The sequence below is a fragment of the Bacillus infantis genome (genome assembly GCF_050107595.1).
In the GTDB taxonomy this organism is placed as follows: Bacteria; Bacillota; Bacilli; order Bacillales; family Cytobacillaceae; genus Bacillus_AB; species Bacillus_AB infantis_C.
Genome location: NZ_JBNILH010000012.1, coordinates 133,524 through 159,272 on the forward strand (window position 1 = coordinate 133,524; position 25,749 = coordinate 159,272).

At 46.4% G+C, this 25,749-nt stretch carries 29 protein-coding genes; 1 reads left to right on the top strand and 28 read right to left on the bottom strand.

Annotated features, from left to right (window positions below; genetic code table 11):
• Nucleotides 1-9 precede the first annotated feature (9 nt).
• The 28 genes from qcrB to ACQCVH_RS21865 all read right to left on the bottom strand — a co-directional run bounded on the left by qcrB (nucleotide 10) and on the right by ACQCVH_RS21865 (nucleotide 25,250).
• Nucleotides 10-684: a menaquinol-cytochrome c reductase cytochrome b subunit gene (qcrB, locus tag ACQCVH_RS21730; RefSeq protein ID WP_009791280.1), complete on the bottom strand. Its 675-nt coding sequence runs from the start codon at nucleotides 682-684 to the stop codon at nucleotides 10-12.
• A gap of 3 nt (nucleotides 685-687) precedes the next feature.
• Nucleotides 688-1,194, bottom strand: a complete 507-nt coding sequence (locus tag ACQCVH_RS21735; protein ID WP_426837676.1) for a Rieske (2Fe-2S) protein — start codon at nucleotides 1,192-1,194, stop codon at nucleotides 688-690.
• A 147-nt stretch (nucleotides 1,195-1,341) separates the two neighbouring features.
• Nucleotides 1,342-1,809: a YpiF family protein gene (locus ACQCVH_RS21740; protein WP_426837677.1), complete on the bottom strand. Its 468-nt coding sequence runs from the start codon at nucleotides 1,807-1,809 to the stop codon at nucleotides 1,342-1,344.
• Between the two features lie 119 nt (nucleotides 1,810-1,928).
• Complete coding sequence (locus ACQCVH_RS21745; RefSeq protein WP_224901498.1) at nucleotides 1,929-2,477, bottom strand: ReoY family proteolytic degradation factor; 549 nt, start codon at nucleotides 2,475-2,477, stop codon at nucleotides 1,929-1,931.
• 48 nt (nucleotides 2,478-2,525) lie between these two features.
• Nucleotides 2,526-3,791, bottom strand: coding sequence for a tetratricopeptide repeat protein (locus ACQCVH_RS21750; RefSeq protein ID WP_426837678.1), 1,266 nt, complete (start codon nucleotides 3,789-3,791; stop codon nucleotides 2,526-2,528).
• Between the two features lie 124 nt (nucleotides 3,792-3,915).
• Nucleotides 3,916-4,815, bottom strand: coding sequence for a hypothetical protein (locus tag ACQCVH_RS21755; RefSeq protein WP_426837679.1), 900 nt, complete (start codon nucleotides 4,813-4,815; stop codon nucleotides 3,916-3,918).
• A 452-nt stretch (nucleotides 4,816-5,267) separates the two neighbouring features.
• Nucleotides 5,268-6,557, bottom strand: a complete 1,290-nt coding sequence (gene aroA / locus ACQCVH_RS21760) for a 3-phosphoshikimate 1-carboxyvinyltransferase (RefSeq protein ID WP_426837680.1) — start codon at nucleotides 6,555-6,557, stop codon at nucleotides 5,268-5,270.
• A gap of 27 nt (nucleotides 6,558-6,584) precedes the next feature.
• A complete protein-coding gene (locus tag ACQCVH_RS21765; RefSeq protein ID WP_426837681.1) occupies nucleotides 6,585-7,691 on the bottom strand; it encodes a prephenate dehydrogenase in 1,107 nt (368 codons plus the stop codon).
• A gap of 63 nt (nucleotides 7,692-7,754) precedes the next feature.
• Nucleotides 7,755-8,855 carry a histidinol-phosphate transaminase gene (hisC, locus tag ACQCVH_RS21770; RefSeq protein WP_426837682.1) on the bottom strand — a complete coding sequence of 367 codons (1,101 nt, stop codon included), beginning with the start codon at nucleotides 8,853-8,855 and terminating at the stop codon, nucleotides 7,755-7,757.
• Nucleotides 8,856-8,956: 101 nt separating this feature from the next.
• On the bottom strand, nucleotides 8,957-9,322 hold the full coding sequence (gene aroH / locus ACQCVH_RS21775) for a chorismate mutase (RefSeq protein WP_426837683.1): 366 nt from the start codon (nucleotides 9,320-9,322) through the stop codon (nucleotides 8,957-8,959).
• The gene (gene aroB, locus ACQCVH_RS21780) at nucleotides 9,322-10,410 is read right to left on the bottom strand and encodes a 3-dehydroquinate synthase (RefSeq protein ID WP_426837684.1); all 1,089 of its coding nucleotides are present in this window, start codon (nucleotides 10,408-10,410) and stop codon (nucleotides 9,322-9,324) included. Before aroB ends, aroH begins: the two co-directional genes overlap by 1 nt.
• Nucleotides 10,410-11,582 (bottom strand): chorismate synthase, encoded by a 1,173-nt coding sequence (aroC, locus tag ACQCVH_RS21785; protein ID WP_426837686.1) that lies wholly within the window; start codon nucleotides 11,580-11,582, stop codon nucleotides 10,410-10,412. Before aroC ends, aroB begins: the two co-directional genes overlap by 1 nt.
• 260 nt (nucleotides 11,583-11,842) lie before the next feature.
• The gene (locus ACQCVH_RS21790; RefSeq protein ID WP_426837687.1) at nucleotides 11,843-12,616 is read right to left on the bottom strand and encodes a CheR family methyltransferase; all 774 of its coding nucleotides are present in this window, start codon (nucleotides 12,614-12,616) and stop codon (nucleotides 11,843-11,845) included.
• 139 nt (nucleotides 12,617-12,755) lie between these two features.
• Nucleotides 12,756-13,202 carry a nucleoside-diphosphate kinase gene (gene ndk / locus ACQCVH_RS21795; protein ID WP_426837688.1) on the bottom strand — a complete coding sequence of 149 codons (447 nt, stop codon included), beginning with the start codon at nucleotides 13,200-13,202 and terminating at the stop codon, nucleotides 12,756-12,758.
• Between the two features lie 92 nt (nucleotides 13,203-13,294).
• Entirely contained in the window at nucleotides 13,295-14,257 is a 963-nt protein-coding gene (gene hepT / locus ACQCVH_RS21800) for a heptaprenyl diphosphate synthase component II (protein ID WP_426837689.1), read from the bottom strand.
• A 127-nt stretch (nucleotides 14,258-14,384) separates the two neighbouring features.
• Nucleotides 14,385-15,089 carry a demethylmenaquinone methyltransferase gene (locus tag ACQCVH_RS21805; RefSeq protein WP_426837690.1) on the bottom strand — a complete coding sequence of 235 codons (705 nt, stop codon included), beginning with the start codon at nucleotides 15,087-15,089 and terminating at the stop codon, nucleotides 14,385-14,387.
• Between the two features lie 5 nt (nucleotides 15,090-15,094).
• Nucleotides 15,095-15,925, bottom strand: coding sequence for a heptaprenyl diphosphate synthase component 1 (locus tag ACQCVH_RS21810; RefSeq protein WP_426837691.1), 831 nt, complete (start codon nucleotides 15,923-15,925; stop codon nucleotides 15,095-15,097).
• Between the two features lie 251 nt (nucleotides 15,926-16,176).
• A complete protein-coding gene (gene mtrB, locus ACQCVH_RS21815) occupies nucleotides 16,177-16,413 on the bottom strand; it encodes a trp RNA-binding attenuation protein MtrB (RefSeq protein ID WP_022544139.1) in 237 nt (78 codons plus the stop codon).
• 75 nt (nucleotides 16,414-16,488) lie between these two features.
• Nucleotides 16,489-17,055 (bottom strand): GTP cyclohydrolase I FolE, encoded by a 567-nt coding sequence (gene folE, locus ACQCVH_RS21820; protein WP_224900886.1) that lies wholly within the window; start codon nucleotides 17,053-17,055, stop codon nucleotides 16,489-16,491.
• Nucleotides 17,056-17,230: 175 nt separating this feature from the next.
• A complete protein-coding gene (locus ACQCVH_RS21825; RefSeq protein WP_009794840.1) occupies nucleotides 17,231-17,503 on the bottom strand; it encodes an HU family DNA-binding protein in 273 nt (90 codons plus the stop codon).
• A gap of 546 nt (nucleotides 17,504-18,049) precedes the next feature.
• Nucleotides 18,050-19,528, bottom strand: a complete 1,479-nt coding sequence (spoIVA, locus tag ACQCVH_RS21830; RefSeq protein WP_426837692.1) for a stage IV sporulation protein A — start codon at nucleotides 19,526-19,528, stop codon at nucleotides 18,050-18,052.
• A 231-nt stretch (nucleotides 19,529-19,759) separates the two neighbouring features.
• A complete protein-coding gene (locus ACQCVH_RS21835) occupies nucleotides 19,760-20,473 on the bottom strand; it encodes a hypothetical protein (protein WP_426837693.1) in 714 nt (237 codons plus the stop codon).
• 30 nt (nucleotides 20,474-20,503) lie between these two features.
• Nucleotides 20,504-20,707, bottom strand: coding sequence for a DUF2768 domain-containing protein (locus tag ACQCVH_RS21840; RefSeq protein ID WP_224900880.1), 204 nt, complete (start codon nucleotides 20,705-20,707; stop codon nucleotides 20,504-20,506).
• Nucleotides 20,708-21,009: 302 nt separating this feature from the next.
• Nucleotides 21,010-22,062: an NAD(P)H-dependent glycerol-3-phosphate dehydrogenase gene (locus ACQCVH_RS21845; RefSeq protein WP_426837695.1), complete on the bottom strand. Its 1,053-nt coding sequence runs from the start codon at nucleotides 22,060-22,062 to the stop codon at nucleotides 21,010-21,012.
• A 15-nt stretch (nucleotides 22,063-22,077) separates the two neighbouring features.
• Nucleotides 22,078-23,388, bottom strand: a complete 1,311-nt coding sequence (gene der, locus ACQCVH_RS21850) for a ribosome biogenesis GTPase Der (protein ID WP_009794834.1) — start codon at nucleotides 23,386-23,388, stop codon at nucleotides 22,078-22,080.
• 191 nt (nucleotides 23,389-23,579) lie between these two features.
• Complete coding sequence (locus ACQCVH_RS21855) at nucleotides 23,580-23,765, bottom strand: capping complex subunit for YIEGIA (RefSeq protein WP_009794832.1); 186 nt, start codon at nucleotides 23,763-23,765, stop codon at nucleotides 23,580-23,582.
• A complete protein-coding gene (locus tag ACQCVH_RS21860; protein WP_426837696.1) occupies nucleotides 23,755-24,645 on the bottom strand; it encodes a YIEGIA family protein in 891 nt (296 codons plus the stop codon). The genes ACQCVH_RS21855 and ACQCVH_RS21860 overlap by 11 nt, the downstream gene beginning before the upstream one ends.
• On the bottom strand, nucleotides 24,642-25,250 hold the full coding sequence (locus tag ACQCVH_RS21865; RefSeq protein WP_426837697.1) for a YphA family membrane protein: 609 nt from the start codon (nucleotides 25,248-25,250) through the stop codon (nucleotides 24,642-24,644). Before ACQCVH_RS21865 ends, ACQCVH_RS21860 begins: the two co-directional genes overlap by 4 nt.
• A gap of 106 nt (nucleotides 25,251-25,356) precedes the next feature.
• On the opposite strand from ACQCVH_RS21865, the gene ACQCVH_RS21870 reads away from it, so the two are divergent.
• Entirely contained in the window at nucleotides 25,357-25,500 is a 144-nt protein-coding gene (locus tag ACQCVH_RS21870) for a YpzI family protein (RefSeq protein ID WP_426837698.1), read from the top strand.
• Nucleotides 25,501-25,749: the final 249 nt, after the last annotated feature.

The window sequence follows — 25,749 nt, forward strand, 5'->3', positions numbered from 1 at the left end:
AGTTGAATTTTACAACGGTCCAGAAATACCCTGCTTACGGATCATCAGGAAGTGGGCACCCATCAATCCGAGGAGAGCTCCAGGCAGGAAGAATACATGGATCGCAAAGAATCTTGTGATCGTCTGGGCTCCGACTATGTCAGTGCTTCCAGCCATCAGCGCTTTCAGCTGCTGACCGATCAACGGTGTTGATTCAACAATTTGAATGGTAACTTTTGTTGCAAATAACGCTTTCATATCCCAAGGAAGAAGATAGCCTGTCAGGCCGAGCGCCAGCATGACGAAGAAAATCAGCACTCCGACAACCCAGTTCAGCTCACGGGGCTTCTTGTAGGCCCCTTGGAAGAAAACACGTAACGTATGTAGGAACATCATTACGATGACCAGGCTCGCACCCCAGTGGTGCATACCGCGGACAATCTGCCCGAAAGCAACCTGATTTTGCAGATAATAGACAGATTCCCAGGCATTCTTAATATCCGGCACATAATACATTGTCAGGAACATACCGGATAAAATCTGGATCACTGTGATAAAGAAGGTCAATCCTCCAAAGCAGTAAACGAAAGCCGAAAAATGATGGGCAGGGTTTACGTGCTCAGGTACTTCATGGTCTGCAATATCCCGCCACAAAGGCGTAATATCCAAACGTTCATCGACCCAGTCATAAATTTTGTTTAACACTTATTACGCCCCCTTTCGCGCTTCTGCTTTTCCTAATAATAGGAAACCATCTTTTTCTTTTGTAGGATACACGTCCAGCGGTGCTGCCGGCGGTGTTCCAGGCACGTTTGTACCATCCTTCGTATAAAGCCCGCCATGGCATGGGCAATAGAAGTGGTCTGGATTTGCCTTGTCTTTGTTCCAGTCAACAACACAGCCCAAATGCTTACAGATAGGAGATAAGGCAACGATCTCCCCGTTTTCATCCTTATAAACCCACGCGGTGTTCGATACCTCTGAAGTATACCAGGCATCCTGCTGTTCGAATTTAAAGTCGACCCGAGTAGGTTCAGCAGTGATTTCGCTTACTTTTTGCGGTGTCGGAATGAAGTCTCCTCCCTCGCTTTTCTGCAGTATAGGATCCACGGCAAAACGGACCATCGGCATCAGCATGCCGGCCGCCATGAAACCGCCTACACCAGTAAGTGTATAGTTCAGGAATTGACGTCTTGAAACACGATGTTTGCTCATACATTTCCCCCCTCTATCATGAAATCAAGTCCAACGGACAAAATTCTACACAATATAAAACTAGGACATAACAATGATATATCAATCTTTGGGCAAGGTCAATAAAATCTGTAGGCAAACCGGCTGTTCGCGGCGGTTTTCCAGGAATTATTCACCAGCCTGCCATTTTTGTACAAATAAATTCATCAGCTGTTTGACCTGGTCTTCCAGTACAGAGTTTCTGTAGGTATCGTCCATATGCTCCAATGGCAGTGATGGCAGCCAGAGCAGAGATCCTCCAAGATCCCCTTCAGCCATTTTCCACCCGCTGTCCGAGGTCAGATAGAACACATGCTTGAAGCCGCTTTCCAGGATAGCGGACTCCCATCTCTTCAGCTCTTCGAGATGCTCATAAATGGCAGAGCCAGATTTTAGGTAGGAAAAGCCCGGCAGCATCATAAGCCTTCCTTTAAACTGCCTTTCCATCTGATAAGAGAGCAATGTGACAAATTCAGCCATCGAGGCAGCCTGCTTCATATCCTCTGTGAATGTCACGGGCAAAAGGGGGACGACAGCTGTGTCAACATACTCTTTTGATTTTAAATACATTTCAATATCCTGCGGAATCCACTTCATTTTCACCACTCCAAATCGTATAGCTTGCCTCATTATTTTACCATAACTTCCTTCTGCTGCCGAAAGCATTGCTAAAGGGGCATCCGCCCGGATGCCCCCTTAACCAGTCCAACTATTTTTTATGCTTTCACCATAATCATCTTCAGTTTTTCAGTGAGGTGCTTAAATGTTTCTTTATCGCCTTTATCCAGTGATTCATCGATCAGCTGCATCAGTTTTTCTCTTTGAAACTTAGCCAGGCTTTCTGAAAGGAAGCGTTCTGCGATCAAACGGTCCTTCTCGCTGACCTGGAGGGTCTTTGGCATGAAAGGATTTTCCTCAAGTACAGCCGCATACTGATGGGCTTTGTTGGAGGCATGAAAATTGAGCTGGATGAAGATATCTTCCTCCCTGTTCAGCCTGATATCATGGAATGATTTCTCGGCATCCGTTGTCATGACATTCTCTTTGTAAAAACGGAAAGGGACTTCATCAACGCAATGAGTTGACATCACGAGGCCTCTTGGACAATATTGTGCCTGCTCCACAAAATGCACCCGTTCCATAAGCTGGTCATGGCTCATCAAATAATTTAAAATCCAAACGCATTCGCGCCGTTTCAATTGATAATGGTTTAAGAACCAGCGGATAAAATCTTTTTTCTCGCTGACAGATACAGGGGTTGCCACCATTTGTTCCCTCCTCTGCTTGCAACTGAATTTTTGTTATGCCTTTTCTTACATCAGATCGCCGCTAAGCCTCTGGACAATGTCGAGATATTCTTCATTGCTCGGATCCTGCTCAAGCAGTTTCTTAAAAATTTCGGCAGCCTCTGCCCATTTTCCTTCCTCCATCAGAAAATATCCATAGTCTGACAGAAAGTCTGACTGATCTTTAAAATAAGTATATGCTTGCTGGTATTTGTTTAATGCCAGGGAATATTCTTCAAGCTCCTGAAGGGCAGATGCCGCGTCCCAAAGGAATTGGGGCTCTTCCTCTTCCTGTGCTTCCATCGTGTCAACGATGTCAAGGACATCACGGTACCTTTCCTGCTTGATAAAAAGCTTGTTGAGTGTCAAAGCCGCTTCGGTGAACTCAGGATCCAGGACGAGTGCCATACGCAGCATGTCCTCTGCCTCGTTTTCGCGGGCAAGCTTCAAAGCAAGCCTTCCGCCATAGAAAAACAAATCCTTATTGAATTCATCATGCTTGATTCCTTCCTGGACTGCCTCAAAGCTGTTTTCCAGCTCTTCTTCACGCTCATAGGCCCGCGCGAGGTGCAGATACAGGGAATGGTATTCAGGATCAAGTTCCTTCACTTCTTTGAACTTTTCAATGGCAGTCCTGTTGTTCCCAGCCTGAAGGGCGGTGAATGCGTAGCTGAAAAGGGTATTGATCTCCAGCCTGGCTTCGAGTGCCTTTTCATAAAAGGGAATCGCTTCCTCAAATGCCCCGCCGGCACTGAGTGCCTCGGCCATTCTCTGATTCACATTCGTTCCGGCGATTTCCTGGCTTGATTCAAGAACTTTCTCATATGACTTGATTGCTTCTATGAATTTCCCTTGCTCCAGATATAATTCACCAAGTGCAAAATCAATGATGACCTCTTCATCCAGAATGGACTTAGCCTTCAAAAGCTTTTGCTCGCTTACCTCATATAAGCCCTCCATCTGGTACAGATCAGCTAAAAGGAGCAGTGCCTGCGGATAGCTTGGGTCCTTCTCAGATATCCTCTCCAGGACGAGCATGGCTTCTTCTTCATTCGCCAGATCAATATGAAGCTCAGCCAGGAGGACAAGCAGTTCGCCTTCATCCGGATAGGATTCAAGCAGCCTTTCAATCAATGCCTTTGATTCCTCAAGCAATCCAAGCTGGAACAGTTCCTCCCCCAGCACAAATCTCTCCTCATGGGAACCGCTGTCCAGAATCTGTGCATAGTCCCTCAGTGCTTCTTCATGCTGTCCATTTTCTAATAGCGAAATTATTTTATTAACTTTGTCCATTGTTATTTCCTTTCATGACTAAAGATGGTTGCAGATATCATATGAAAACAGGCTGGGTTCAGCTGGCGGAAAGATCCGCTTGAAGCCATATTGCTGCATTAAGGCTGGATGACTGCCCAGTCCGTTATACTGTAAAAAAAGCCGGAATCTTTATTATAACACGCTCTCCATAGCCGGGACAGAATCTGAAATATCCGCCTGCCCTGATAATTGTTCCCTTATGGGCTGTTATGGCAAGTCTATGATTATAATAATGAAAGAGCTCCGATTCTTCAATGTTTCTGTCTCCTCCATCCTTTACGTATAAATTGTAGCTTACTTCGCCTCCTTGCCTGATATCCCCTTTATGGGGGCAGATGCCCATCAGGGCCAGATGCTCTCTTGCGATCGGCTCTCTTTCCTGCAATTCTTCCCCGAGGTGCGCCAGTTTTTCTTTGGCCATCAGCTGTTTCCAAAAATGCCGAAGCGCTTTCTTTTCTTTTACATCCGCTGTTTTTAAAACAGGCACAAGCGGGCAATTGTATGGAAAAACTGCTTCCCTTATCCATCCCCAGGGAACCGCCGACAGCTCTTCTTTGCTTTCAGCCTCAACAAAGATGGCCGGTATTTTTTCTGTCCGGCATTTTCTGATGAAAGAAGGCGACAAGAGCCTGGCAGGAACTTTGACAGCTATCACATAATCGGCCGGAGAACTGATCAAACTTGACTTTACGGTTTTTATTCGGGAAAACAGCCGGGATTCCTGCTGAACTTCCGCAAAAGTTAAAAAAGAAGTCATCCCCTTCATAAGCATTTCGTTGATAAAATAGCTTTTCTGCTCTGAAAACGGCCTGTCCAGCGGAGGTGCAGGATCATACATGACTTGAGCAGGCGCCATAATATAATCTTCCGCATTCATTTTCATTAACGAATAGCGGGGAAAAGAGTCCCTGATGCTGGTTATTTTCCCTCTCTCCACCAGCAGTGAAGCCTTCTGGAGTGTTTGCTGCTTGAGAATATTGGCGTTTTCAATAATATATGCCATAATACCACCCTTTTAAATGGTCTTATGACAAGCTATGAAATAAAATTAGATTTATGTTTGAAAGTTTTTTAGCCTGGGAGGGTGTATGGGAAAGGAATGTTTGACAGGCTGGAAAGATTGCGGAAGATCAGTCCAGGATTACAGCAATAAGGAGCAATCTTTGTTAACAGCAGAACATGGCTCTCTTAAACTCGCTTTAACAGGTATTGATTAGCTTCTATTCGATCCAAGGCTGTGCTGTAATTTGTACACTCATGCTTTAATTAACTCCATTTAATGCATGACCCCGCTCCAATTCTCCAGCTCATGCATTGATTATGAAACCTGACCAATTAAAATCTTTCCACTCACGATACTAACCTGTCACGGGAACCTCACAGCCGGCCATTTCCCAAATCACGCAAAAAAGGGCCCGGTCGTCCCGAACCCCACGTTTATTAAACTTCCTTCCCTTATCCGATCAGTGACTCCAGATGGGCAAAAAATGCCGGATAGGAAACCGAAATGGCTTCAGCGCCAGAGAGAGAGACTTCCCCTCTGCAGATGGCGGCACCAATAGCGAGCATCATGCCGATTCTGTGGTCGCCATGGCTGGAAACATTTCCGCCTTTCAGCGGAGTCTTTCCGTTGATGACCATACCGTCAGCTGTTGCCTCAATATCCGCTCCAAGCTTTTTCAGCTCATTGACGACCGTATCTATGCGATTGGTTTCCTTGACTTTCAATTCCTCAGCATCTTTAATGACCGTTTGCCCCTCTGCCTGCGTTGCCAGAAGCGCGATTATAGGAATTTCATCGATCAGCCTTGGAATGATGTCTCCTTCGATGACCGTTCCCTTTAATTGAGAGAATCGGATGGTGATATCTCCAGCAGGTTCTGCACTCCCGTTATTGTACGGAATAATGGTCATGTCCGCCCCCATATTTTGGAGAACTTCTATAATGCCCGTCCTTGTCGGATTCAGGCCGACGTTTCTGAGGACTATTTCACTGCCGGGAATGATCGCACCAGCAGACAGGAAAAAGGCTGCAGAAGAAATATCCCCGGGAACATGCACCTTTGCCGCTTTCAGCTTCTGCCCGCCCTGCAAACGGACTTCCCGCCCCTCTGAAACAACTTCTCCTCCGAATTGGCGGATCATCCTCTCAGTATGGTCGCGCGTCTTTGCAGGTTCTATAAGAATGGTTTCCCCGCTTGCCTGGAGACCGGCAAACAAAAGGGAAGATTTCACCTGGGCGCTTGCGACAGGCAGTTCATACCGGATGCCCTTCACCTCGCCGCCCTGGATGGAAAGCGGAGTAAATTCTCCGTTTTTTCTTCCTCTTATTTGTGCACCCATTTCTGATAAAGGGATAGAGACGCGTGTCATCGGCCTCTTGGCAATCGACTCGTCGCCCGCCAAAACAGCATGGATGGGGAGACCTGCAAGAATGCCAAGCAAAAGCCTTATTGTAGTGCCTGAATTCCCGACGTCCAGAACTTCACTCGGCTCCTTAAGCCCTTCAAAGCCTTTTCCATCGATGATCATTTTGTCTCCCTCGTTTGTGATTGAAACACCAAGCTTGCGGAAGCATGATACAGTGCTTAAGCAATCCTCCCCCATTAGGAAGTTGGTTACTTCAGTCCTGCCTTCTGCGATTGCGCCAAACATGATGGAGCGGTGGGAAACGGATTTATCGCCCGGAATATCAATTTCGCCCCGGAGGCTGCCTGTATTTGTTTTCAATATAACTGGTTCCATTCTTCATCACCTTTCGTCAATTGCTTATTATGGCCCGGCAGAGGTTTCATAGGCGGTATAATGATGAATACATGCTGCCGCCCGGTCCCTGTCCTCTTCCGTCTGGAAACTGATCACAAGCACACCATATATCTCTTCCCTTGTCTCAAGGATTCTGATATTGGTTATGCTGATCTCCGCTTTGGCCAGATAGCCGGTGATTTCAGAAATGACCCCGGGATAGTCGGGGACATCAACGAATAAATCATAAAATGCAGGGATTGCACCCTTCTGCTTCTGGGGCAGGTCATCCCTGAATTGCTTGGCGCCCTCAAAATACTGCTGGATATCCTCAGAGCTTTGATTTTCCAGCATCACTGCCACCCGCTCCATTTCTGCCTGCCAGCTTCCCAAAAGCTTGAGGAGTACTTCCTTGTTAGCAAGAAGGATATCCCTCCACATTTCGGGGCTGCTTGAGGCAATCCTTGTAATATCACGGAATCCCCCTGCAGCAAGCCGGGGAACGAGCTCATGTGAGCGGCTTTCCTTTTCAGCCTGATGAACGAGCGAGGCTGCTATGATATGGGGAAAATGGCTGATGATGCCTGTCAGATAATCATGCTCTTCCGGTGATACCTGGATGAATTTTGCTTTTGTCCCTGCAAGCCATTCTTTTAGCGCCATGATATCCTTTTCCTTAACATGGGGCTCAGGCGTTAGCAGATAAAAGGCGTTCTCGAATAAAATTTCCTTCGCTGCGATCACACCGCTTTTATGGGACCCTGCCATCGGATGGCCTCCGATGAACACGATTCCCTTTTCTTTGAGGCCTGCAGCACTTTTGACAACTTCCGCCTTTGTACTTCCTGCATCAGAAATGATCACGCCTTTTTTCAGATGCATTCTGCCCAGTCTGGCAAGTATTTCGGCAGTTACCTTTACAGGCGCAGCCAGCAGGATCAAGTCCGCCTTTGCTGCCCCTTCTTCAATGCTGTCCTCGGCTTCATCAATCACTCCCAGCATCCTTGCGAGCCTGCATTGCTCCGCATTAATATCAAAACCGGCAATAGATGCTTCTTTATGCTGCCGCTTTATGCCGAGAGCCAGTGAACCGCCTATCAGCCCGAGGCCGATAATGAATACGCGGCCTTTCATAAAATCACCGCCTTTGCCGTGCTGCTCTTTTCTTATCCGGCCTTACCCCTTTGTGTGCTGATCTTACAGGGCTGCCGCTGTTTCCTCCAAAAATTGGCCGATCAGTTCCATGATTTCTTCATTCTGCTCCTTTGAGCCTATTGTGACCCTTATGGACTGCGGGCAGCCTAGACCTGCACCCGAGCGGACGATATAGCCTTTTTCCAGCAGATATTGAAAAACTTCATTGGCATCCCGCTTGAAGTCAATCAGGATGAAATTGCCCTGGGACGGATAATAACTAAGACCGGCCCGGTCGCAAAATGAATAGAACTGTTCCAGTCCTTCTCTGTTCCTGTTCCGGCATTCTTCAACATATTTCTGATCCTTAATCGCTTCAGCCGCAGCCATCTGCGCAAAAGTATTCACATTAAACGGCTCCCTCGCAGGCTCGAGCGCCCTGATAACATCCTCCCCAGCGATGCCATACCCGATCCTGAGGCTGGCAAGACCGTAGATCTTTGAGAAGGTCCTGAGCACAATCAGATTACTGAATTTTTCCAGCAGGCTCACTGCATGATAGTAATCATCAGCGACTGCATACTCGCAATAGGCCTCGTCAAGTACCACAAGTATATCTTCCGGCACCTTTTCCAGGAATGAAACCAGACTGCTTTCGTTTATATAAATCCCGGTCGGATTATTCGGGCTGCAGAGCCATACTACAGATGTATTTCCATCAATGGCTTCAAGCATCGATCCTAAATCATGGGCACCGTCTAACAGGGGAATCTCCTTCACTTCAGCCCCTTCAATCACCGCATTGTGCTTGTACTGCGGAAAAGTCGGTGCAGCCATGATCGTATTCCTGCCAGGCCCGAGCAGGGCACGCGAGATAATCTGGATCACTTCATCCGAACCATTGCCGAATATGAGCTGTCCTGGTTCAGTTCCAAGGTGGGAAGCCAAAGTGCTTCTCAGCTCGCCTGCATATCCATCTGGATATTTTGCAAAAATGCCTGAGCTTTTCTGAAGGGCTTTTGCTGCTTCTTCAGAGCAACCAAAAGGGTTCTCATTTGATGCAAGCTTCACAATCTTTTCAAGCCCATATTGTTTTTTTACATCTTCAATAGATTTGCCTGGCTGATATGGTGTTAAATCCAGCAATTGTTTTTTCCACTTCATTTTATAACCGCCCCTCCAACTCTTCTTTTCGCTACCTAATTAAAGTGATAAAGAACTTCTTTTATTTTATCATAAGCGCGCCTGTCTGGTGAGAGGCAGAATCATTTCTTTTCCAGGTCGGGCCTGAGGACAACCGCTCCCCCAAGATAAACATGGCTGATCTCCTGCTGGCTCTTTTCTGTATTTAAATGGATCATAACGCGGATGCAGAGCGGCAGGGCATTCTGTACAGACATTTCACGCATGCACATTACCGGTACGTGCTTCCAGCCATCAAGTGTCCGCATTGCTTTGGCAGGGAACCCCTGGTTTATATCATCTGTCGCTGAAATGAATACAGAAGCAACATCTTCCGGGGCTATGCTGTTTTCATCTATCATTTTCTTTAACAGGAGCTCTGCTGATGCTGCAATCTCTTCTTCTGTGTTCGATTGCACTGTAATAGCTCCCCTGACACCTCTGATCATTATTCAGCCCCCTTAACGGCAAACTGCTCCAGCGCTCCCATAAGCTCCCCGTCAGGGATTTCTGAGAGAACCGGATGGCCGATACTATCAAGAAGAACAAAGTTCACTGCTTGGCCGATTGCCTTTTTATCCTGCTTCATCCGAGACAAAAGTTCTGCAGGAAGAAGTCCGGCTGGCAATGAAATGGTATACCCCAGGCCCATCAGCCAGTCTCGGAATTGCCCGAGTTCGAAATCGAGTCCGCATTTTTCTATGCTTAGTTCCAGGGCATACAGCATTCCGATGACCACTGCTTCGCCGTGTGTCATATTGCCATATCCGGATTCTGCTTCGATCGCGTGCCCGAGTGTGTGGCCAAAATTCAAGAAGGCCCTGACCCCAGCTTCCTTTTCATCCTCGGAGACAAAAGCATTTTTTACCTGTATGCCTTTCGACAGAATGAACATCCATTCTTCATCCTTAATATCCTTAAGCGAATGGATATTGTCTAACAGCCAGATGTAAAAAGAATGATCCTTAATAAGTGCGTGCTTAACCGCTTCTCCAAACCCGGACCTTATTTCCTTATCGGGCAGCGACTTTAAAAAATCCAGGTCATAGACAACAGCTTCAGGCTGATGGAAAGCACCAATCATATTTTTGCCTCCAGGATGGTTAATTCCTACCTTGCCTCCCACTGCACTGTCATGCGCGAGTATGGTTGTCGGCACCTGGATGAAAGGGATGCCCCTCATGAAGGTAGCTGCAGCAAAGCCGGCGAGATCTCCGACTGCTCCTCCTCCAAGAGCGATGACAGCCGATTTCCTATCAAGTTTATTTTCAAGAGCAAAAGTTAAAGCTGCATAATAGACGTCAAACGTTTTTGCTTTTTCCCCGCTTGGAACAATATGTATAGAAGGATTAAATTCAGCAAGGGCTTCTTTCACCCTGCCAAGATGCAGGGTTGCTACTGTCTCATCCGTTATAATCAGCAGGCTGGTCAGGCCGGGAAGCTTCTCTCGCAGCAAGCCGCCCAGTTCTCTCACAGCCCCGGCGCCAATCAGGACAGGATATTCTTTCGAAGGGGTTTTAATGGTGATGGTTTCCATTAAAATTCCCTCGCATATTTCCGCTGTGCATTCACACTCTCAATCAGAGCATCCATTCTGTCTGCATAAAACTGGCCGCATATAGCGGAGGCCAGCTCCCAGGCAACAACATTTTCTGCGACAACTGCAGCAGCAGGGACAGCACAGCTGTCAGAGCGCTCAATGCTTGCAGTGAATGGCTCTTTCGTTTCGATATCTACACTCTGGAGCGGCTTATACAGGGTAGGAATCGGCTTCATTACACCTCTTACTACAATCGGCATCCCTGTAGTCATACCGCCTTCAAATCCTCCAAGACGATTGGTTTTCCTGGTATAGCCATCTTCACTATTCCAGGCTATCTCGTCATGGACCTCGCTTCCAGGCTTGCGCGCAGCTTCAAAGCCCAGTCCGAATTCCACTCCTTTGAATGCATTGATGCTTACGATAGCAGCAGCCAGCTTTGCATCCAGCTTCCGGTCATAATGGACATATGATCCAACGCCGGCAGGCATTCCTTCAACGATTACCTCGACAATCCCTCCGATCGAATCGCCATTGGCTTTTGCGTCGTCGATGGCCTGCATCATCCTTGGCTCTGCTGCCGGATCAAGGCAGCGGACTGGAGAGTTTTCTGTTTTTTCTTTTAATTCGTCTAAGCTTTCATATGAAGCAGAGGCAGATTGAATACCGCCGATTTCAACTACATGTGAGGCGATCTCAATTCCCAGCAGACTAAGCAGCTTCTTAGCTGCAGCTCCTGCTGCCACCCTGACTGTCGTTTCCCTGGCAGAGGAACGCTCCAATACATTGCGCATGTCGCGGTGCCCGTACTTGATGGCGCCGTTCAGATCAGCATGACCTGGGCGCGGCCGTGAGATTTTCCTCTTTATTTCGCTTTCTTCTTCAGGAGAAACCGGCTCCTGGCCCATAACTTTTGTCCAGTGCTTCCAGTCATTATTCTCTACTTCAAGTGCGACCGGTGACCCTAAAGTGTAGCCATGGCGGATGCCCCCGGCAATTTGCACGGTATCCTTTTCAATCTGCATCCGCCTTCCGCGGCCATGGCCTTTCTGCCTTCTGGCCAGTTCTGCATTAATATCTTCTTCGAGCAGCGGCATCCCTGCCGGCAGCCCTTCAATAATAACGGTCAGCTGAGGACCGTGTGATTCACCTGCTGTTAAGTATCTCAAAACTCTTTCCCCCTTCAACTCATTAAAGGATTATGTACCAATATATCACACGCACTATGATTAGCATAGCAAAAATTAAGAATTTTTCAGACAGCTGCCGAAAAAAACACTTTGGCCTCTCCCGGCAAGCTCCCATCCAGTTTTGCCGTTGATGCCATTTTAGCATGCCACCACCAGCACTACAAAAGCAAGGGCAATAAGAACACCCTTCTTATAATAGAAAAAAAACCATGAAGATCTCTTCACAGTTTTACTTCCTGCTATTTTTTTCTGTAAAAAAAAGTATCCTCCGTAGCCAGTCCATACAAGCCAGGATTAAAAATCTGCTCTGTACTGCCTACAAAGAAAAGTCCTCCGGGCTTCAAGGCTCCGCTGAACTTGTGGTAGAGCCCATCCTTTGCTTCTTCTGTAAAATAAATAAGGACATTCCGGCATACGATTAAATCATACGGTCCTCCAAAGGGATCAGACAGCAGGTTCTGTTTTTTAAAGACAACAGTCTTTTTTATCTCGTCTGATATTCTGTAAAGGCTTCCTTCTTGCGTAAAGTACTTCTTTTTCATTTCAATAGGCATCTCATTCAGGGATCTCTCCTGATAAATGCCTGCCTGCGCTCTTGCCAGCACCTTTTCGTCAAGATCTGTGGCTAGCACCTGGATTTGGGAGAGCGGCATGAATTTTGCCAGGATCATGGCAATCGTATACGGCTCTTCGCCTGTAGAGCAAGCTGCACTCCATACCTTCAGCCTGCCTCCCCTGGCAGACATAGCAGGCAGCAGCTGAGTTTCGAGTATGTCCCACCTTTTCGCATTTCTGTAAAACTCAGATACATTAATAGTCATGCGATCAAGAAACTCATCCAGCAATTCTTTATTCCTGCTTAAACCCTGGTAGAAATCTGAAAAAGAATGATATCCTTTTTTTTCGTATAAAGATATAAGGCGCCTTTTCATCTGCGCTTCTTTATAAAGTGAAAGGTCGATTCCTGTCTTTGCTTTAATCTGTCTGATAAACTCCTGATATTCCCCCGGCATTTCTGTTCTCCCTTATTGCTTATTTAACTCTAGTATAGCTGAAAAATGGGACAGGAGAGTGATTTTTTTGCTAGATTCCGCCAAAATATGTGTATGCGGTTACAAAAAAAGACACTTGCAGGCAAGTGTCTAAGATGGATTAGTTAACCCAGTCATTAATCAGTTTGGAATATCCGGCAATCTCGGATTCATTGAAGAAAAGGCCGATTTCACGCTCTGCACTCTCTGGAGAGTCTGATCCGTGAATAATATTCTTGCCTACAGTTACGGCAAAATCTCCGCGGATTGTCCCTGGGGCAGCATCCTTAGGATTTGTAGATCCCATCATCTGGCGGGCTGTCGCAATAACATTTTCCCCTTCCCAAACCATTGCAAATACCGGTCCGGAAGTAATGAAGTCAACTAGTTCACCAAAGAATGGGCGCTCTTTATGCTCTCCATAATGCTGCTCAGCCAGTTCCTTTGTAATAACCATCAATTTACCGCCGGCAAGCTGAAAGCCTTTTTTTTCAAAACGGCTGACAATTTCACCGACAAGATTGCGCTGGACGCCGTCAGGCTTGACCATTAAAAAAGTTTTCTCCATTGTCTCCACTCCTAAAATCTTATGTATGAACAGCTCTATAATAGAGACATCCATGGAGAATAGTATCATTTTTTCGACAATTCTGCAACCGCTTAAAACTTTCTCTTGCCGATAAATTTAGCAATATCCCGGAGCGATTTTTTAGCCTTGTTTTGCGGAAGGGTATCAAGGACTGCAAGCGCCTTGGATAAATATTGGTTGCTGACAGCAAAGGACCGCTCAATTGCGCCCGAATTTTTAATCAGTGATATCACTTTTTCAATTTCTTTTCTATCCATTGTTTCATCCACTTTAACGATTTCTCTGCGGATTTCTTCATCCTCCATGGCAAACAGGACAGGCAGCGTAATATTCCCCTGGAGCAGGTCTCCCCCTGCAGGCTTTCCAAGCTCTTTCTCCGTGCCCGTGAAATCAAGAATATCATCGGTAATCTGAAAGGACATGCCCACATAATAGCCAAATCTATACAGCTTCTTATGGATGCTTTCATCAACTCCTGCTGCAACTGCCCCAAGCTGGCAGCTTGCCGCAATCAAAAGTGCCGTCTTTCTTTTGATCCTCAAAAGGTAGTCCCTCAGGTTCTGATCAAAGCGGTATTTATCCTTGATCTGCTCAATTTCACCCACACAGACTTCCACAATCGTCTTTGCCAGGATTTCATGTGCCTCCGGCCGCTCGATCTGTGTCATCACTTCAAGGGATTTGGCAAAAATATAATCGCCTGTATACATGGCCGTGCGATTGTCCCATTTCGCTTTGATGGTAGGTTTGCCCCTTCGCAGCTCTGCATCATCAATGACATCATCATGCACCAGGGATGCCATATGGATCAGTTCAAGGGCTACAGCCACTTTTTTTATCTCGCTGATATCATACGAACCGAATTTTGCAGACAGCAAAACAAAAACAGGACGGATTCTTTTTCCTCCTGCCTGCAGCAAATGCATGGATGCATTTCGCAATAAAGGAGACTCTGCCTGCACGGTCTCCTCTAATGACTGTTCAATAATATTAATGTCAGAATCTAAAAATGAATACATCATCTTTAATTTCATCTTGTATCCACCCAGCTTTAATCATGTTTGCAAGCCTGTTAATCGACGAGCAACAAGTACTTATTTTCTCGGGGCCCGCCAATCACGGAAAGCCCCATCTTTCTCCGGCTGCAAACAGATGCAGAACTTACTTCAAGCCTGTATGGACAGCAGCGACTCCTCCGCTGTACGGCTTGAAGGCTACATTTTTGAAGCCTGCGCTCTCAAACATCGCAGCAAGCTCCTTCATGCCTGGAAAATCCCTTGCCGACTCCTGGAGCCAGGAATATTCTTTATAGCTTTTCGCAAACACCCTTCCGAACAGCGGCATGATGTAGCGGAAATAAGCATAATAGAGCTGCTTGTAGCCGAACATGGTCGGCTGCGAGGTTTCCAGGCATACTGCCATCCCGCCCGGCTTAAGGACCCTGTTCATTTCCCTCAGAACCTGCATATAATCAGGGACATTCCTCAGTCCGAAGCCAATGGTGACATAATCAAAAGAATTGTCTTCAAATGGCAGCTCCATCGCATTGCCGTGAATGAGCTCCACCTGGGACAAATTCCTGCTTTTCACCTTTTCCTCGCCGATCTTCAGCATATTTTTACTGAAATCCAGCCCTTTGACTTCACCATCAGTACCGACGGCTTCTGCAAGCGCAATGGTCCAGTCTGCAGTCCCGCAGCAGAGATCCAGAGCTTTCTGCCCTTTCTGGACGTTCATCTTTTTCATGGTATCTTTGCGCCATCTCTTATGCTGCTGGAAGCTGATGACAGAATTCATCTGGTCATAGTTTCCGTATATCTTCTCGAAAACGCCGTGTACGCGCTCTGCTTTGGATTGTTGTTCCATAAAAGTCACCCTTCTTCTGCAATGGATTTTGTCATGGGCTGATGCTGGTCAAGAATGGAATGGATTCGCTCCTCCAGCAGGCTATTAAGGAAAGGGACAGCTTTCATGCCTTTGTCAATCAAATCTTTAGAGTGATCGATATAGCGGTTGGCTATCAGAAGAAGATATCTTTTCTGCTCAGCAGACAGGTCGGCAAGCTCTTGTTCCTTTTTTGGGAATACAAGGCGTTTAAGCCGCTCAAACAGAAAGGATGTTCCGTGATCCAGATAGCGTCCCCTTTCTTCCATGAGCCTCTTCATCAGCAGAAGGTGGGATGACAGCTCGATCCAGGCCGGCTTGTTAAAGCATCCTGCGATTTTTGAGAACAGAGAAGACTCTATCAGCCTGACACTTTCCATCAGTCCTTCTACATTTTCTGTTTCATGCTGGTAGACAGAGATTTTGTGCTCGTTCACTTCTTTGATGCCGTCCGACAGCAGACGGATCATGCCAATATCCTTTGATTCCGAGAGAATCTTATAATATAAGCTGCTGTAGTAAATGCCGGCCAGGACAGTAAGCTGCCTGTTTTTTTGCATTTCGCCGGCAATCTGTGTATTGCTGACCTGTTCATGGGTATCAAGGGCGACTTGTATAAGCATGGCTGTCACTGAGTAGTCATTCTTCTGCTTCTGAGTCAATTCAGCTTCATTGAGCATGGAGACAAGTAGGAGCAGCTTATCCTGATCGATAACCGGCTCATCAATATATTTAAGCAGGTAGGGGTGGAGAACCTTTCCCTCAATCTGCTTCCGGACATATTCCATATTTATTTTAATATCCTGCAATCTGATCACCCTTGTTCCCCGAAGGTCATTTATGTATTTCCTATGATGCCTGTGCATTCTTTTTATATAAGGCGGTGCTGGTCTGGGCGCTACCCATATAGCATTCGCCAATAGGGGCCATTTTAATATTGTCCACAATGAAACAGAGACAATTATATCATAAAAGGGGTAGCCGTGGCAGATTATATTGAAACTTATGTTCCGCCAGAAGCAAAAATGCCAGGCTTAAAGAGTATCTGGAAATTTATGGTGATGCGCTCCTATTTTTTCGCTTCGCTTTCCACTTCTCCATAGCATGTCATGATGGAGGCATTGCCCCTGATTTTTATCGCTGAAGTATGCTCAGTGAATTGGGCGATCATGACTTCCCCTTTATCAAGTTTTTCAGAATGGTGAAAGCGCGTGTCTGAACCTCTGGTCAGCCCGATCACATTCACGCCGTCTTCCTTTGCTTTAATTACCACATAGTCTCCTGCCGGATTATTTCTCGTTTCCATATCCTTCACTCCTTCAAGCCGCCATCGGCCAAGATAAAAGGCTAAAAGCAGTACTTTCAGCCTCAGGGATGCAGATTAATCTTTAATTAATGAAAGGACTTCAGCTCTCGCCCTGGCATCCTCTGCCAGCACACCTCTTACAGCAGAAGTGACAGTCTTGGAACCAGGCTTTTTAACGCCTCTCATCGTCATGCACATATGCTCGGCCTCTACAATGACCATTACACCGTGGGGCTCTAATTTTTCCATAATAGCATTCGCTACAGTAGAGGTGATCCGCTCTTGCAGCTGCGGCCTTTTTGCCACGGCCTCGACTGCCCTTGCAAGCTTGCTGAGCCCTGTCACCCTGCCATTCCTGGGGATATAGGCAACATGGGCCTTTCCAAAGAAAGGAACCAGATGATGCTCACACATGCTGTAGAATGGGATGTCCTTTACAAGAACAAGCTCCTCATGCTCTTCGCCAAAAATAGTTTCAAAGTATTCTTTGGGATCCTGTCCGATCCCCATAAAAACCTCTTCATACATCTTGGCCACACGCTTCGGTGTATCGAGCAGGCCTTCGCGGTTAGGGTCTTCCCCGATTGCTTCTAATATAGAACGCACCGCTTCTTCGATTTGGGCGCGGTTGACATTTGCCATAATTCATCCTCCTAAACCATATCTCTCTAGTGCCTTTACCCCTACATATTAGCATATCCATTTCCAAACAGGCAAAATACAAGGTGCAGGCCTTGGAGTTCCCATAAAAAAATAAAAGGCCGCGAAGAAATTCGCGGCCTTTTGCTCAAGCATAAGCTTAAAGCACGGTATGTACTTATTTAACAGCGTCTTTAAGCGCTTTACCTGGTTTAAAAGCAGGAACTTTGCTTGCAGCGATTTCGATTTCATCACCAGTCTGCGGGTTGCGGCCCTTACGTGCAGCGCGCTCGCGGACTTCAAAGTTTCCGAAACCGATCAATTGTACTTTATCACCATTTTTAAGTGCGTTAAGAATAGTATCAAATACAGCGTCAACTGCTTTAGTAGCGTCCTTCTTAGAAAGCTCGCCAGCTTCAGCAACTGCGTTAATTAGTTCTGTCTTGTTCATGCCTTTCACCTCCTCCCAAAAATCTTGCCCTGATAAGGATCTTATCATCATTTGTAAACAAATTTACGGAATTCTATACGTCGTGATGATTGGCATACCTTATATTAAATGAACGGCATGAAGATTTCAATCTTTTTTGCTAAAAAACCTTAATATATAAGGGTTTTCGCGGCCACGACGGTAATTCTGTTAAAAGATTATCATAATCATCTGGGCTTATCAAGAAATATTCATTAATTAATGGTAATCTTTTCTTATTTGAAACAAACTTGTAATAAGACACCCCTTTTTGTTACCCAATCCACTCATTTTCAAAACATATAACATTTTTTATTCAATGGGCTCACTTGGTGTCTAAATGGATTTCTGACATATTCAGCCGGGGATTCAGCACCGTAAAGGTCTGGAACAGTACTTCATATGAATGATTCACCAAAAAAATCAGCGATTTTTAACTCAGCCAATGTAAAGTTCCCTGCTCCCAGTTGGCCATGCTTAAAAAGATACGCTAAAAAGGGCAGCTTCCGCTGCCCTTAAGGTTTTGCATTATAAGATGATGGCAATCAGGCCGCCGGAACCTTCGTTGATGATTCTTTCCAGCGTTTCCTTCAGCTTGTATCTGGCATTCTCAGGCATGAGGGAAAGCTTCGCCTGAATTCCTTCTCTTACGATGGAGCTCAGTGAGCGGCCAAAAATATCAGAATTCCAGATGGATAGAGGATCGTCTTCAAAATCCTGCATCAGATAGCGGACAAGCTCCTCGCTTTGCTTTTCAGTTCCTATGATCGGCGCAAACTCGGATTCAACATCCACCTTGATCATATGGATGGAAGGCGCAACTGCCTTCAGGCGTACCCCGAAACGCGCGCCCTGGCGGATGATCTCCGGCTCATCAAGGCTCATATCAGCAAGCGATGGTGCCGCTATGCCGTAGCCGGTCTGTTTAACCATTTTCAGCGCATCAGAAATCTGGTCATACTCAGCTTTTGCATGGGCAAAATCCTGCATCAGTTCAAGCAGATGATCCTTGCCGCGGATTTCAACCCCCACAATTTCTTTCAAGATTTCATCATATAGGTCATCCGGGGCAAACAGGTCGATTTCTGCAACTCCCTGGCCCATTTCTATTCCGGCAAGACCAGCCCTGTCTATGAATTCATAGTCACTGAAAAGGTGGACAACACGGTCTACATCCCGCAGCCGTTTGATATCCTTGACTGTTTCCTTTACAGCTTCCTGGTAGCTTTCGCGAAGCCAGTGATTCTCACGCAGAACCATCACCCAGCTCGGCAGATTGACATTCACTTCGAGCACCGGGAATTCGTACAGTGCTTCACGCATTACGCTCAATACGTCAGTTTCTCTCATGCTTTCCACGCTCATGGCCAGCACAGGTATGTCATATTTCTCAGACAGCTGGCCCCTCAGTGCTTCAGTGTTCGGGTGATGAGGCTGGACGCTGTTGACAACCATGATGAAAGGCTTGCCGACCTCTTTCAGCTCCTCAATGACTCTTTCCTCGGCCTCCAGATAATTGGTGCGCGGTATTTCTCCAATTGTACCGTCTGTTGTAATAACAACGCCAATCGTCGAATGCTCCTGGATGACTTTTCTTGTCCCGATCTCCGCAGCTTCATGGAAGGGGATCGGTTCTTCATACCAAGGTGTGGTAATCATTCTTGGACCATTTTCATCTTCATAGCCTTTGGCGCCTGGCACTGTATAGCCGACACAGTCGACGAGCCTGATGTTGACATCCAGCCCCTCTGCAACCTGGACGGCAGCTGCCTGATTTGGGACGAATTTGGGCTCCGTCGTCATGATGGTTTTTCCTGCCGCGCTTTGTGGAAGTTCGTCCTGTGTGCGCGCCCGGTCTGCCTCATTGCTCATATTCGGAAGCACCACCAGCTCCATGAACTTTTTGATAAACGTGGATTTACCGGTGCGGACGGCACCAACGACTCCGAAATAAATATCACCGCCTGTTCTTTCGGCAATATCTTTAAAAATATCTACCTTTTCCAAGTGATCCCCTCCTGAATCTTGAGTTAGTGGGATAATATTATCCTATCATTCAATTATTTTTGGACATTATATATTTATGATGTTGTCCTATTTCTTTATGACAGTTTTTTTATTTTTATCCCCTTACTCTCCCGCATTGAAAAAGCCCTTTCTCTCTATACGCTGGAATTTTTGCTTTTAAAAAAGAAAAACCCTTCTCCTACAATATATTTTGCAGAAGAAGGGTTATGACTATTTCGCCAAAAAGATTGGTTCTCCTTTGGCATTGATTGTATAGGGAAGCGAATAGGCAGGAACAAAGAGGGATTCTTTCCCAAGGAGTGCGCGTATGTCATCGCCTTCCTTATATCCGTGATCCTTGTGTTTTTCCAACGCTTCATAGAGGTCAGGCAGATAGTCTACGTAAACGTCTCCATTTCCGGATACAACAAAGTGGAGATTGCGGCTGGTATACGGACTTACAGCCAGCGGCTCCTCTTTAAAGCCGAGGGCTGCATAATCGAGTGTATAAACATTATCGGCGATCTTTTCTTTATATGGCGGATAGCCCTGCAGCTTAATGCGCACTTTAATATCCCTGATAGACTCAGCCATCCTGAGGTCGAAGAGCTTGACTTTCGGATCTTCTTCCGCATCCATGATCACGTACTGGAAGATGCCTCCGGATTCAAAGCTATTGCCTGGCGGCTCTGCCATATATTTTGGCGTGATTTTATTGAAATCTATCGGATATTTCTGGTAAATAGGTGTATTTTCCTCCCTCGTCTTTATTGGAAGGATGCCCCCATTGTCTTCCTGAAATTGATCAACAGCCGACTGGACAGAATTGACCTGGTCCTGATATGGTGTCTGATTCTGCGAAAGCTTGTCCTCCGGATACATGCATCCGGCAAGCAGAAAGGATAAAACCGCTGTCATAGACAGCATGGCTAGCTTCTTTTTCATAGATTCCAATCCTTCAGGTTTGTAAATTTGTTATTCATTGGTAGGTCCGCTCAAAACGACAAACAGGATGATAAGCCCGGAAACAATCATTAACAGATAAGCAATTAGGGCAGATATGAATTTAAGCGGTTTATTGTTTAATTTATACCGGCTCAGATAAATCAATAATATTGATATGAACATGAACCCCATTGAAGCTAAAGATACCCACATCTTCATTAAAGCAGGCGACATTGTCTCACTCCCTTTTCCGAAATGTATTATATCATACAGGCTGAAAATGAATCAAAAGCATTTCGCTTAAAATGCTGGCGCCAGCCTGGATTTTCCCTGTGAATCAAAAAAAAAGAGCCAAAGCAAAGATGGGGCAATCTCTGCTTTGGCCTTATGCGACTAAATAACCCATGCACCCTGTTCATATCACCAGTTTGCTTCGTTGCATTGTATGCAGGAAGTTCCTTTCCCGCATCCTCGAATGCCTAAATTTTGCTTTTGCCGCAAAAATAATTATCTTCTGTTGCAGCAAATTATATAACTCACTTGTCCACCCTGTCTTCAAGCACGTTAGCAAGGTCTTCCATTTCATGCGTTTTTCCTCTTGCCATCAGCTTGTCGACGGATTCTTTCGGGTCGGCTCCATTAAACAGCACTTCATACAGCGCTTCCGTGATAGGCATCTTCACATTATATTTTTCAGCCAGCTGATATGCAGCTTTCGTGGTTCTGACGCCTTCTACAACCATTCCCATATTATCAAGGACTTCCTGCAGGCTATGCCCCTTCCCGAGAAGGTTTCCTGCTCTCCAGTTGCGGGAATGAACACTCGTACAAGTGACAATCAGGTCGCCGATTCCGGTCAATCCCGAGAAGGTCAGCGGACTTGCGCCCATTTTAGTGCCCAGCCTGGCAATTTCGGCAAGCCCCCTTGTAATAAGGGCCGCCTTGGCATTATCTCCATAGCCGAGGCCATCGGTGATCCCTGCTGCCAATGCTATGATATTCTTCAGCGCGCCGCCGATTTCCACGCCAATGATATCCGGATTCGTGTATACCCTGAAGTTATGGTTTATAAAAAGGTCCTGCACATGCTCTGCCGCCTCATTATTCTTTGAAGATACAGTGACAGTTGTCGGATGGCGGAGGCTGACTTCCTCAGCATGGCTTGGACCGGAAAGAACCACAACGCTGCCGAGGGCTTCACTCTTGAATTCTTCCTCGATCATTTCTGATATCCTTAGCAATGTATCCGGTTCGATGCCTTTGCTGACATGTACGATAGTGAGGGGCTCACGCTGAAATTCGTTAATCCTGCCGGCGACTTCCCTGATGGCCTTTGTCGGCACCGCCAAAATCAGCGTGTCAACACCATCAAGGGCCTCTTCCAGTGAGCTGAAGCCTTGAATGCCTGAAGGCAGTTTTATATCAGGCAAATATTTTTGATTGGTGTGCTGTTCATTGATTTCCTTGATCTGTACAGGGTTATGCCCCCAGAGCCTGACTTGGCGGCCATTGTCAGCCAGCACCATGGCGAGTGCCGTGCCCCAGCTGCCTGCACCAGCAACGGTTACCTTGCTCGATTGATCCAGCATACAATCACACCCTTTTTATTTTCTTTCCCGCGCAAATATTTTTATTGGAGTACCTTCAAATCCAAAAGCATCTCTTATGCGGTTTTCCAGGAAACGCTCATAGGAGAAATGCATAAGCTCAGGATCATTGACAAATACCACAAATACAGGCGGCTTGACAGCCACTTGAGTCGTATAGTAAATACGCAGGCGCTTTCCTTTATCGGTAGGCGTTGGATTCATCGCCACGGCATCCATGACAACGTCATTCAGGACGCTCGTTTCCACACGCATGCTGTGGTTTTCGCTTGCCTGGTTGATCTGCGGAATCAATGTATGGATCCGCTTCTTTGTTAAGGCAGACAAGAAGACGATCGGAGCATAGTCAAGGAATTGAAAATGCTCCCTGATATTCGTTTCAAACGCCTTCATTGTTTTTTCGTCCTTCTCGACAGCATCCCATTTATTGACGACAATTACAACAGCGCGGCCGGCTTCATGCGCATAGCCCGCAATCTTTTTATCCTGCTCCAAAATGCCTTCATCAGCATCAATGACAACAAGGACGACATCTGAACGCTCGATGGCCCTTAAGGCTCTCAGGACACTGTATTTTTCAGTGCTTTCGTACACCTTGCCTTTTTTCCGCATCCCGGCTGTATCAATGATCACATACTGATCCCCATTGTAAGTGAGCAGGGAATCGACAGCATCACGCGTCGTGCCGGCAATATTGGAAACAATGACCCTCTCTTCCCCTAAAATAGCATTGACGAGGGAAGATTTCCCGACATTAGGGCGCCCAATCAGGGAGAACTTGATGACATCATCGCCATAGTCCTTGTCCTTTGTGTCAGGAAAATGCTTTGCTGCTTCATCAAGCAAGTCCCCAAGCCCCAGCCCGTGGGAACCTGAGATCGGAATTGGCTCGCCGAATCCAAGGGCATAGAAATCATAAATCTGGTCGCGCATATCCGGGTTGTCAATTTTGTTGACCCCAAGCACTACAGGTTTCTTTGACTTATACAGTATTTTAGCGACTGCTTCATCAGCTGATGTAACGCCTTCCCGTCCATTGGTCAAGAACAGGATGACATCAGCTTCTTCAATGGCGATTTCAGCCTGCTGCCTGATCTGCTCCAGGAAAGGCTCGTCTCCTATATCAATCCCGCCGGTATCAATGATATTGAAATCAAGATTCAGCCATTCAGCTGAACTGTAGATTCTATCTCTGGTCACACCAGGTATATCTTCGACAATGGAGATCCTTTCTCCTACTATTCTGTTGAAAATCGTGGATTTTCCGACGTTAGGACGTCCTACAATGGCGATAACCGGTTTTGCCATGAACATCACCCTTTCACTTTTATATACTTTAAACACTGCTCGAAAGAGTCAAATGAATTGCTTTCATCATCATCCTGATTTCTTCAGGATGGCCCGTGTATAAAATAAACCCTTCCTGTTTGCAGAAGGGCCTAACCTAATCATTTTATCAAAGAGGCAGAATCCCCGCAACGAAAACATTGGAAGAACCATCAATGCTTGACAATTACATACATTTCATCTGTCAGAGCGTGGGCAATTCCGTCTAAAATGGCTTCAAGATTGGCAGCCACATGCTCCATCTCTTTTTTGTCGTCACAATGAAACACAGCCGCCCCTGAAGGTGCCTTTTTTGGGTTCGTCGTAATCACTGCCAATATAAATTTCTCAATGACCATTTCCGTTCTTCCTTTCCCGTTCAGACGGCATCCTGATGGCATTTTCAAGCGTCGGAACACTGCCGATCACTTTGATGGCCCTTTCAATGTCCTTCTCCTGGGGCAGAAGAAAAACCCCGACTCTTCCATCATCCAAGTCTCGCTTGGCGAGAGGGACGAGCGCAGGTGTGCCGGAATCCCTGTACACACCCATCGCGATTGAGACATCGTGAAGGATCGCCTGCCTTTGTCCAAGGTTGGCGATGGTTGAACGTGCGTCAAAGGATTTTGGCTTTAAGATGAATCCCATCCCATACCTCAGCACTTCCTCCTGCCTCGCGGGAAGCCCGATATTCATGATATAAATATTGTCTACATAAAGGCCAGCTCCATCAAAGCGAGGTTCCACATAGTCAATTTCCACTATATCCCCGAGCCTCCCCCCTGCCATGAGCTTTTTGGATAAAAGCACTGACAGAATGGCCGCGATGATGCCAGCCCATATATTAATGACAATATAGCAAAGGGTGCTGATCAAGGACGTGAAAATCACAAGATAATTCCGGCTTTCAAAAGCAACGGCAATTCCCTCAATATAGGTTTTGCCCCTGGAAACCAATTCATAGGAATCCAGTTCTGCCAGGGTATTCCTTTCCATGTTCCTGACCTCACGGAACTGGCTTGCGGCAAGAGTCAAGAAGGTCACCGCTGTAAAATCCTGCTCCAGAATGGAAGGGACAGCAACCGTCCCGAGAGCCGCGGCTATGAACCCGAGGGCCAAGTGTATGATTTTACCATGCAGATATGTCGGGTACTGCCGGTAATCCGTCCGCAGCATGTACATCCTTGTGGCCGTTCCAATAATCAGGCCAAATACAATCGGGTATGTATAATCACTCATAATATCTTTTGTTTCTCCTTTTCCAGATTGGCTGCCTGCCGCTCTAAATATGCTGCGAGTCTGACAAAACCCTCCCACAGAAGCAATGCGCATGCTGATATAGCTGCCATATCGAGAAAAGAAAAAGACCACGCCTCATAGGCAAGGGACAATTTCTCCAGTACCAGTGAAAAGAGGAGATCGCCCTGAATGGCACCTGTCAGCATGGCTGCAATCCTTTTCCTGCAGCCGGCAAAAAGCACGGCGGACAAAGCAAACATGATGGCTGCCAGCATCCATTCTTTTTTGAAAACCACCCAAACAGGATCAAATAGAGCAAAAAGCTGAAAGCTTGCATAAGCAAGCATGATCATAAAAACTGAAACAAAAAAATAAACAGCTTTAAGTCCTGTTATGCGGGCAGCCTCGGCATAGCAGCAAATCAAAATGAAAAGCCCTGCTGCTGAAATATGGATACTGCCCAGAGAAATTGTATAAGGCGAAACAATAATGGCAATCAAAAGGCAGGCAGACAAAGCCGTCCTTCCCATCTGCTGTCTTTTCATAAAAAATGCCGCTGCAATCCAGCAGCACCAGGCGCCCATATAAAAGTAAAAGCCTTCCACACCACCACCACCTATCATTTCCATTATGGGTAATAGTTATGTACTTTAATCTTTTTTACATAAACTTTTGTCCTTGTTTCATCTTAAATAAAAGGGGGTGTTAATCATGGGAAAAGACAGACAGGAGAAAAAATTAAAAGCAGGGGAAAGAGTGGAGTCTGACCGCGACCAGGCCCTACACTATCCAGGGGCGACCAAGCTTCAAAGCCCGGAAGAAGCCAGGAGCATGAATGACTCTAAGTATAGCTAGAAAAGCGGAGGGCGCTTGCTCAGCCCCGACAAGCATAAGACACACAAGCATAAAAGGCGTTCTTTGCCTTTAATTCTTGGGTGGCTTATGACTCGAGGGGCCAGCACCCGGAGCTGGACAATAGAAAAGCGGAGGCGACTGTTCAGGTGCGACAAGCATAAGACGAGCAGGACGGAAGGTTGTTCTTTAACCTTCTGGCCTGCTTGGCTTATGACTCGAGCACCTAGGAGCCGGAGCTGGACAATAGAA

Excerpts from the sequence above, each read along its gene's own strand:
- ACQCVH_RS21805 (WP_426837690.1), bottom strand. The coding sequence starts at position 15,089 with ATGGAACAACAATCCAAAGCAGAGCGCGTACACGGCGTTTTCGAGAAG.
- aroA (WP_426837680.1), bottom strand. The coding sequence starts at position 6,557 with ATGGAACCAGTTATATTGAAAACAAATACAGGCAGCCTCCGGGGCGAA.
- ACQCVH_RS21825 (WP_009794840.1), bottom strand. The coding sequence starts at position 17,503 with ATGAACAAGACAGAACTAATTAACGCAGTTGCTGAAGCTGGCGAGCTT.
- ACQCVH_RS21790 (WP_426837687.1), bottom strand. The coding sequence starts at position 12,616 with ATGCCGGGGGAATATCAGGAGTTTATCAGACAGATTAAAGCAAAGACA.
- ACQCVH_RS21735 (WP_426837676.1), bottom strand. The coding sequence starts at position 1,194 with ATGAGCAAACATCGTGTTTCAAGACGTCAATTCCTGAACTATACACTT.
- hisC (WP_426837682.1), bottom strand. The coding sequence starts at position 8,855 with ATGAAGTGGAAAAAACAATTGCTGGATTTAACACCATATCAGCCAGGC.
- hepT (WP_426837689.1), bottom strand. The coding sequence starts at position 14,257 with ATGAAATTAAAGATGATGTATTCATTTTTAGATTCTGACATTAATATT.
- folE (WP_224900886.1), bottom strand. The coding sequence starts at position 17,055 with ATGGCAAATGTCAACCGCGCCCAAATCGAAGAAGCGGTGCGTTCTATA.
- aroB (WP_426837684.1), bottom strand. The coding sequence starts at position 10,410 with ATGGAAACCATCACCATTAAAACCCCTTCGAAAGAATATCCTGTCCTG.
- ACQCVH_RS21860 (WP_426837696.1), bottom strand. The coding sequence starts at position 24,645 with ATGAGTGATTATACATACCCGATTGTATTTGGCCTGATTATTGGAACG.
- ACQCVH_RS21755 (WP_426837679.1), bottom strand. The coding sequence starts at position 4,815 with ATGGCATATATTATTGAAAACGCCAATATTCTCAAGCAGCAAACACTC.
- ACQCVH_RS21750 (WP_426837678.1), bottom strand. The coding sequence starts at position 3,791 with ATGGACAAAGTTAATAAAATAATTTCGCTATTAGAAAATGGACAGCAT.
- ACQCVH_RS21870 (WP_426837698.1), top strand. The coding sequence starts at position 25,357 with ATGGGAAAAGACAGACAGGAGAAAAAATTAAAAGCAGGGGAAAGAGTG.
- ACQCVH_RS21845 (WP_426837695.1), bottom strand. The coding sequence starts at position 22,062 with ATGCTGGATCAATCGAGCAAGGTAACCGTTGCTGGTGCAGGCAGCTGG.
- ACQCVH_RS21835 (WP_426837693.1), bottom strand. The coding sequence starts at position 20,473 with ATGAAAAAGAAGCTAGCCATGCTGTCTATGACAGCGGTTTTATCCTTT.
- ACQCVH_RS21840 (WP_224900880.1), bottom strand. The coding sequence starts at position 20,707 with ATGTCGCCTGCTTTAATGAAGATGTGGGTATCTTTAGCTTCAATGGGG.
- mtrB (WP_022544139.1), bottom strand. The coding sequence starts at position 16,413 with ATGGAAACGAGAAATAATCCGGCAGGAGACTATGTGGTAATTAAAGCA.
- ACQCVH_RS21740 (WP_426837677.1), bottom strand. The coding sequence starts at position 1,809 with ATGAAGTGGATTCCGCAGGATATTGAAATGTATTTAAAATCAAAAGAG.
- ACQCVH_RS21855 (WP_009794832.1), bottom strand. The coding sequence starts at position 23,765 with ATGGTCATTGAGAAATTTATATTGGCAGTGATTACGACGAACCCAAAA.
- ndk (WP_426837688.1), bottom strand. The coding sequence starts at position 13,202 with ATGGAGAAAACTTTTTTAATGGTCAAGCCTGACGGCGTCCAGCGCAAT.
- aroH (WP_426837683.1), bottom strand. The coding sequence starts at position 9,322 with ATGATCAGAGGTGTCAGGGGAGCTATTACAGTGCAATCGAACACAGAA.
- der (WP_009794834.1), bottom strand. The coding sequence starts at position 23,388 with ATGGCAAAACCGGTTATCGCCATTGTAGGACGTCCTAACGTCGGAAAA.
- ACQCVH_RS21765 (WP_426837681.1), bottom strand. The coding sequence starts at position 7,691 with ATGAAAGGCCGCGTATTCATTATCGGCCTCGGGCTGATAGGCGGTTCA.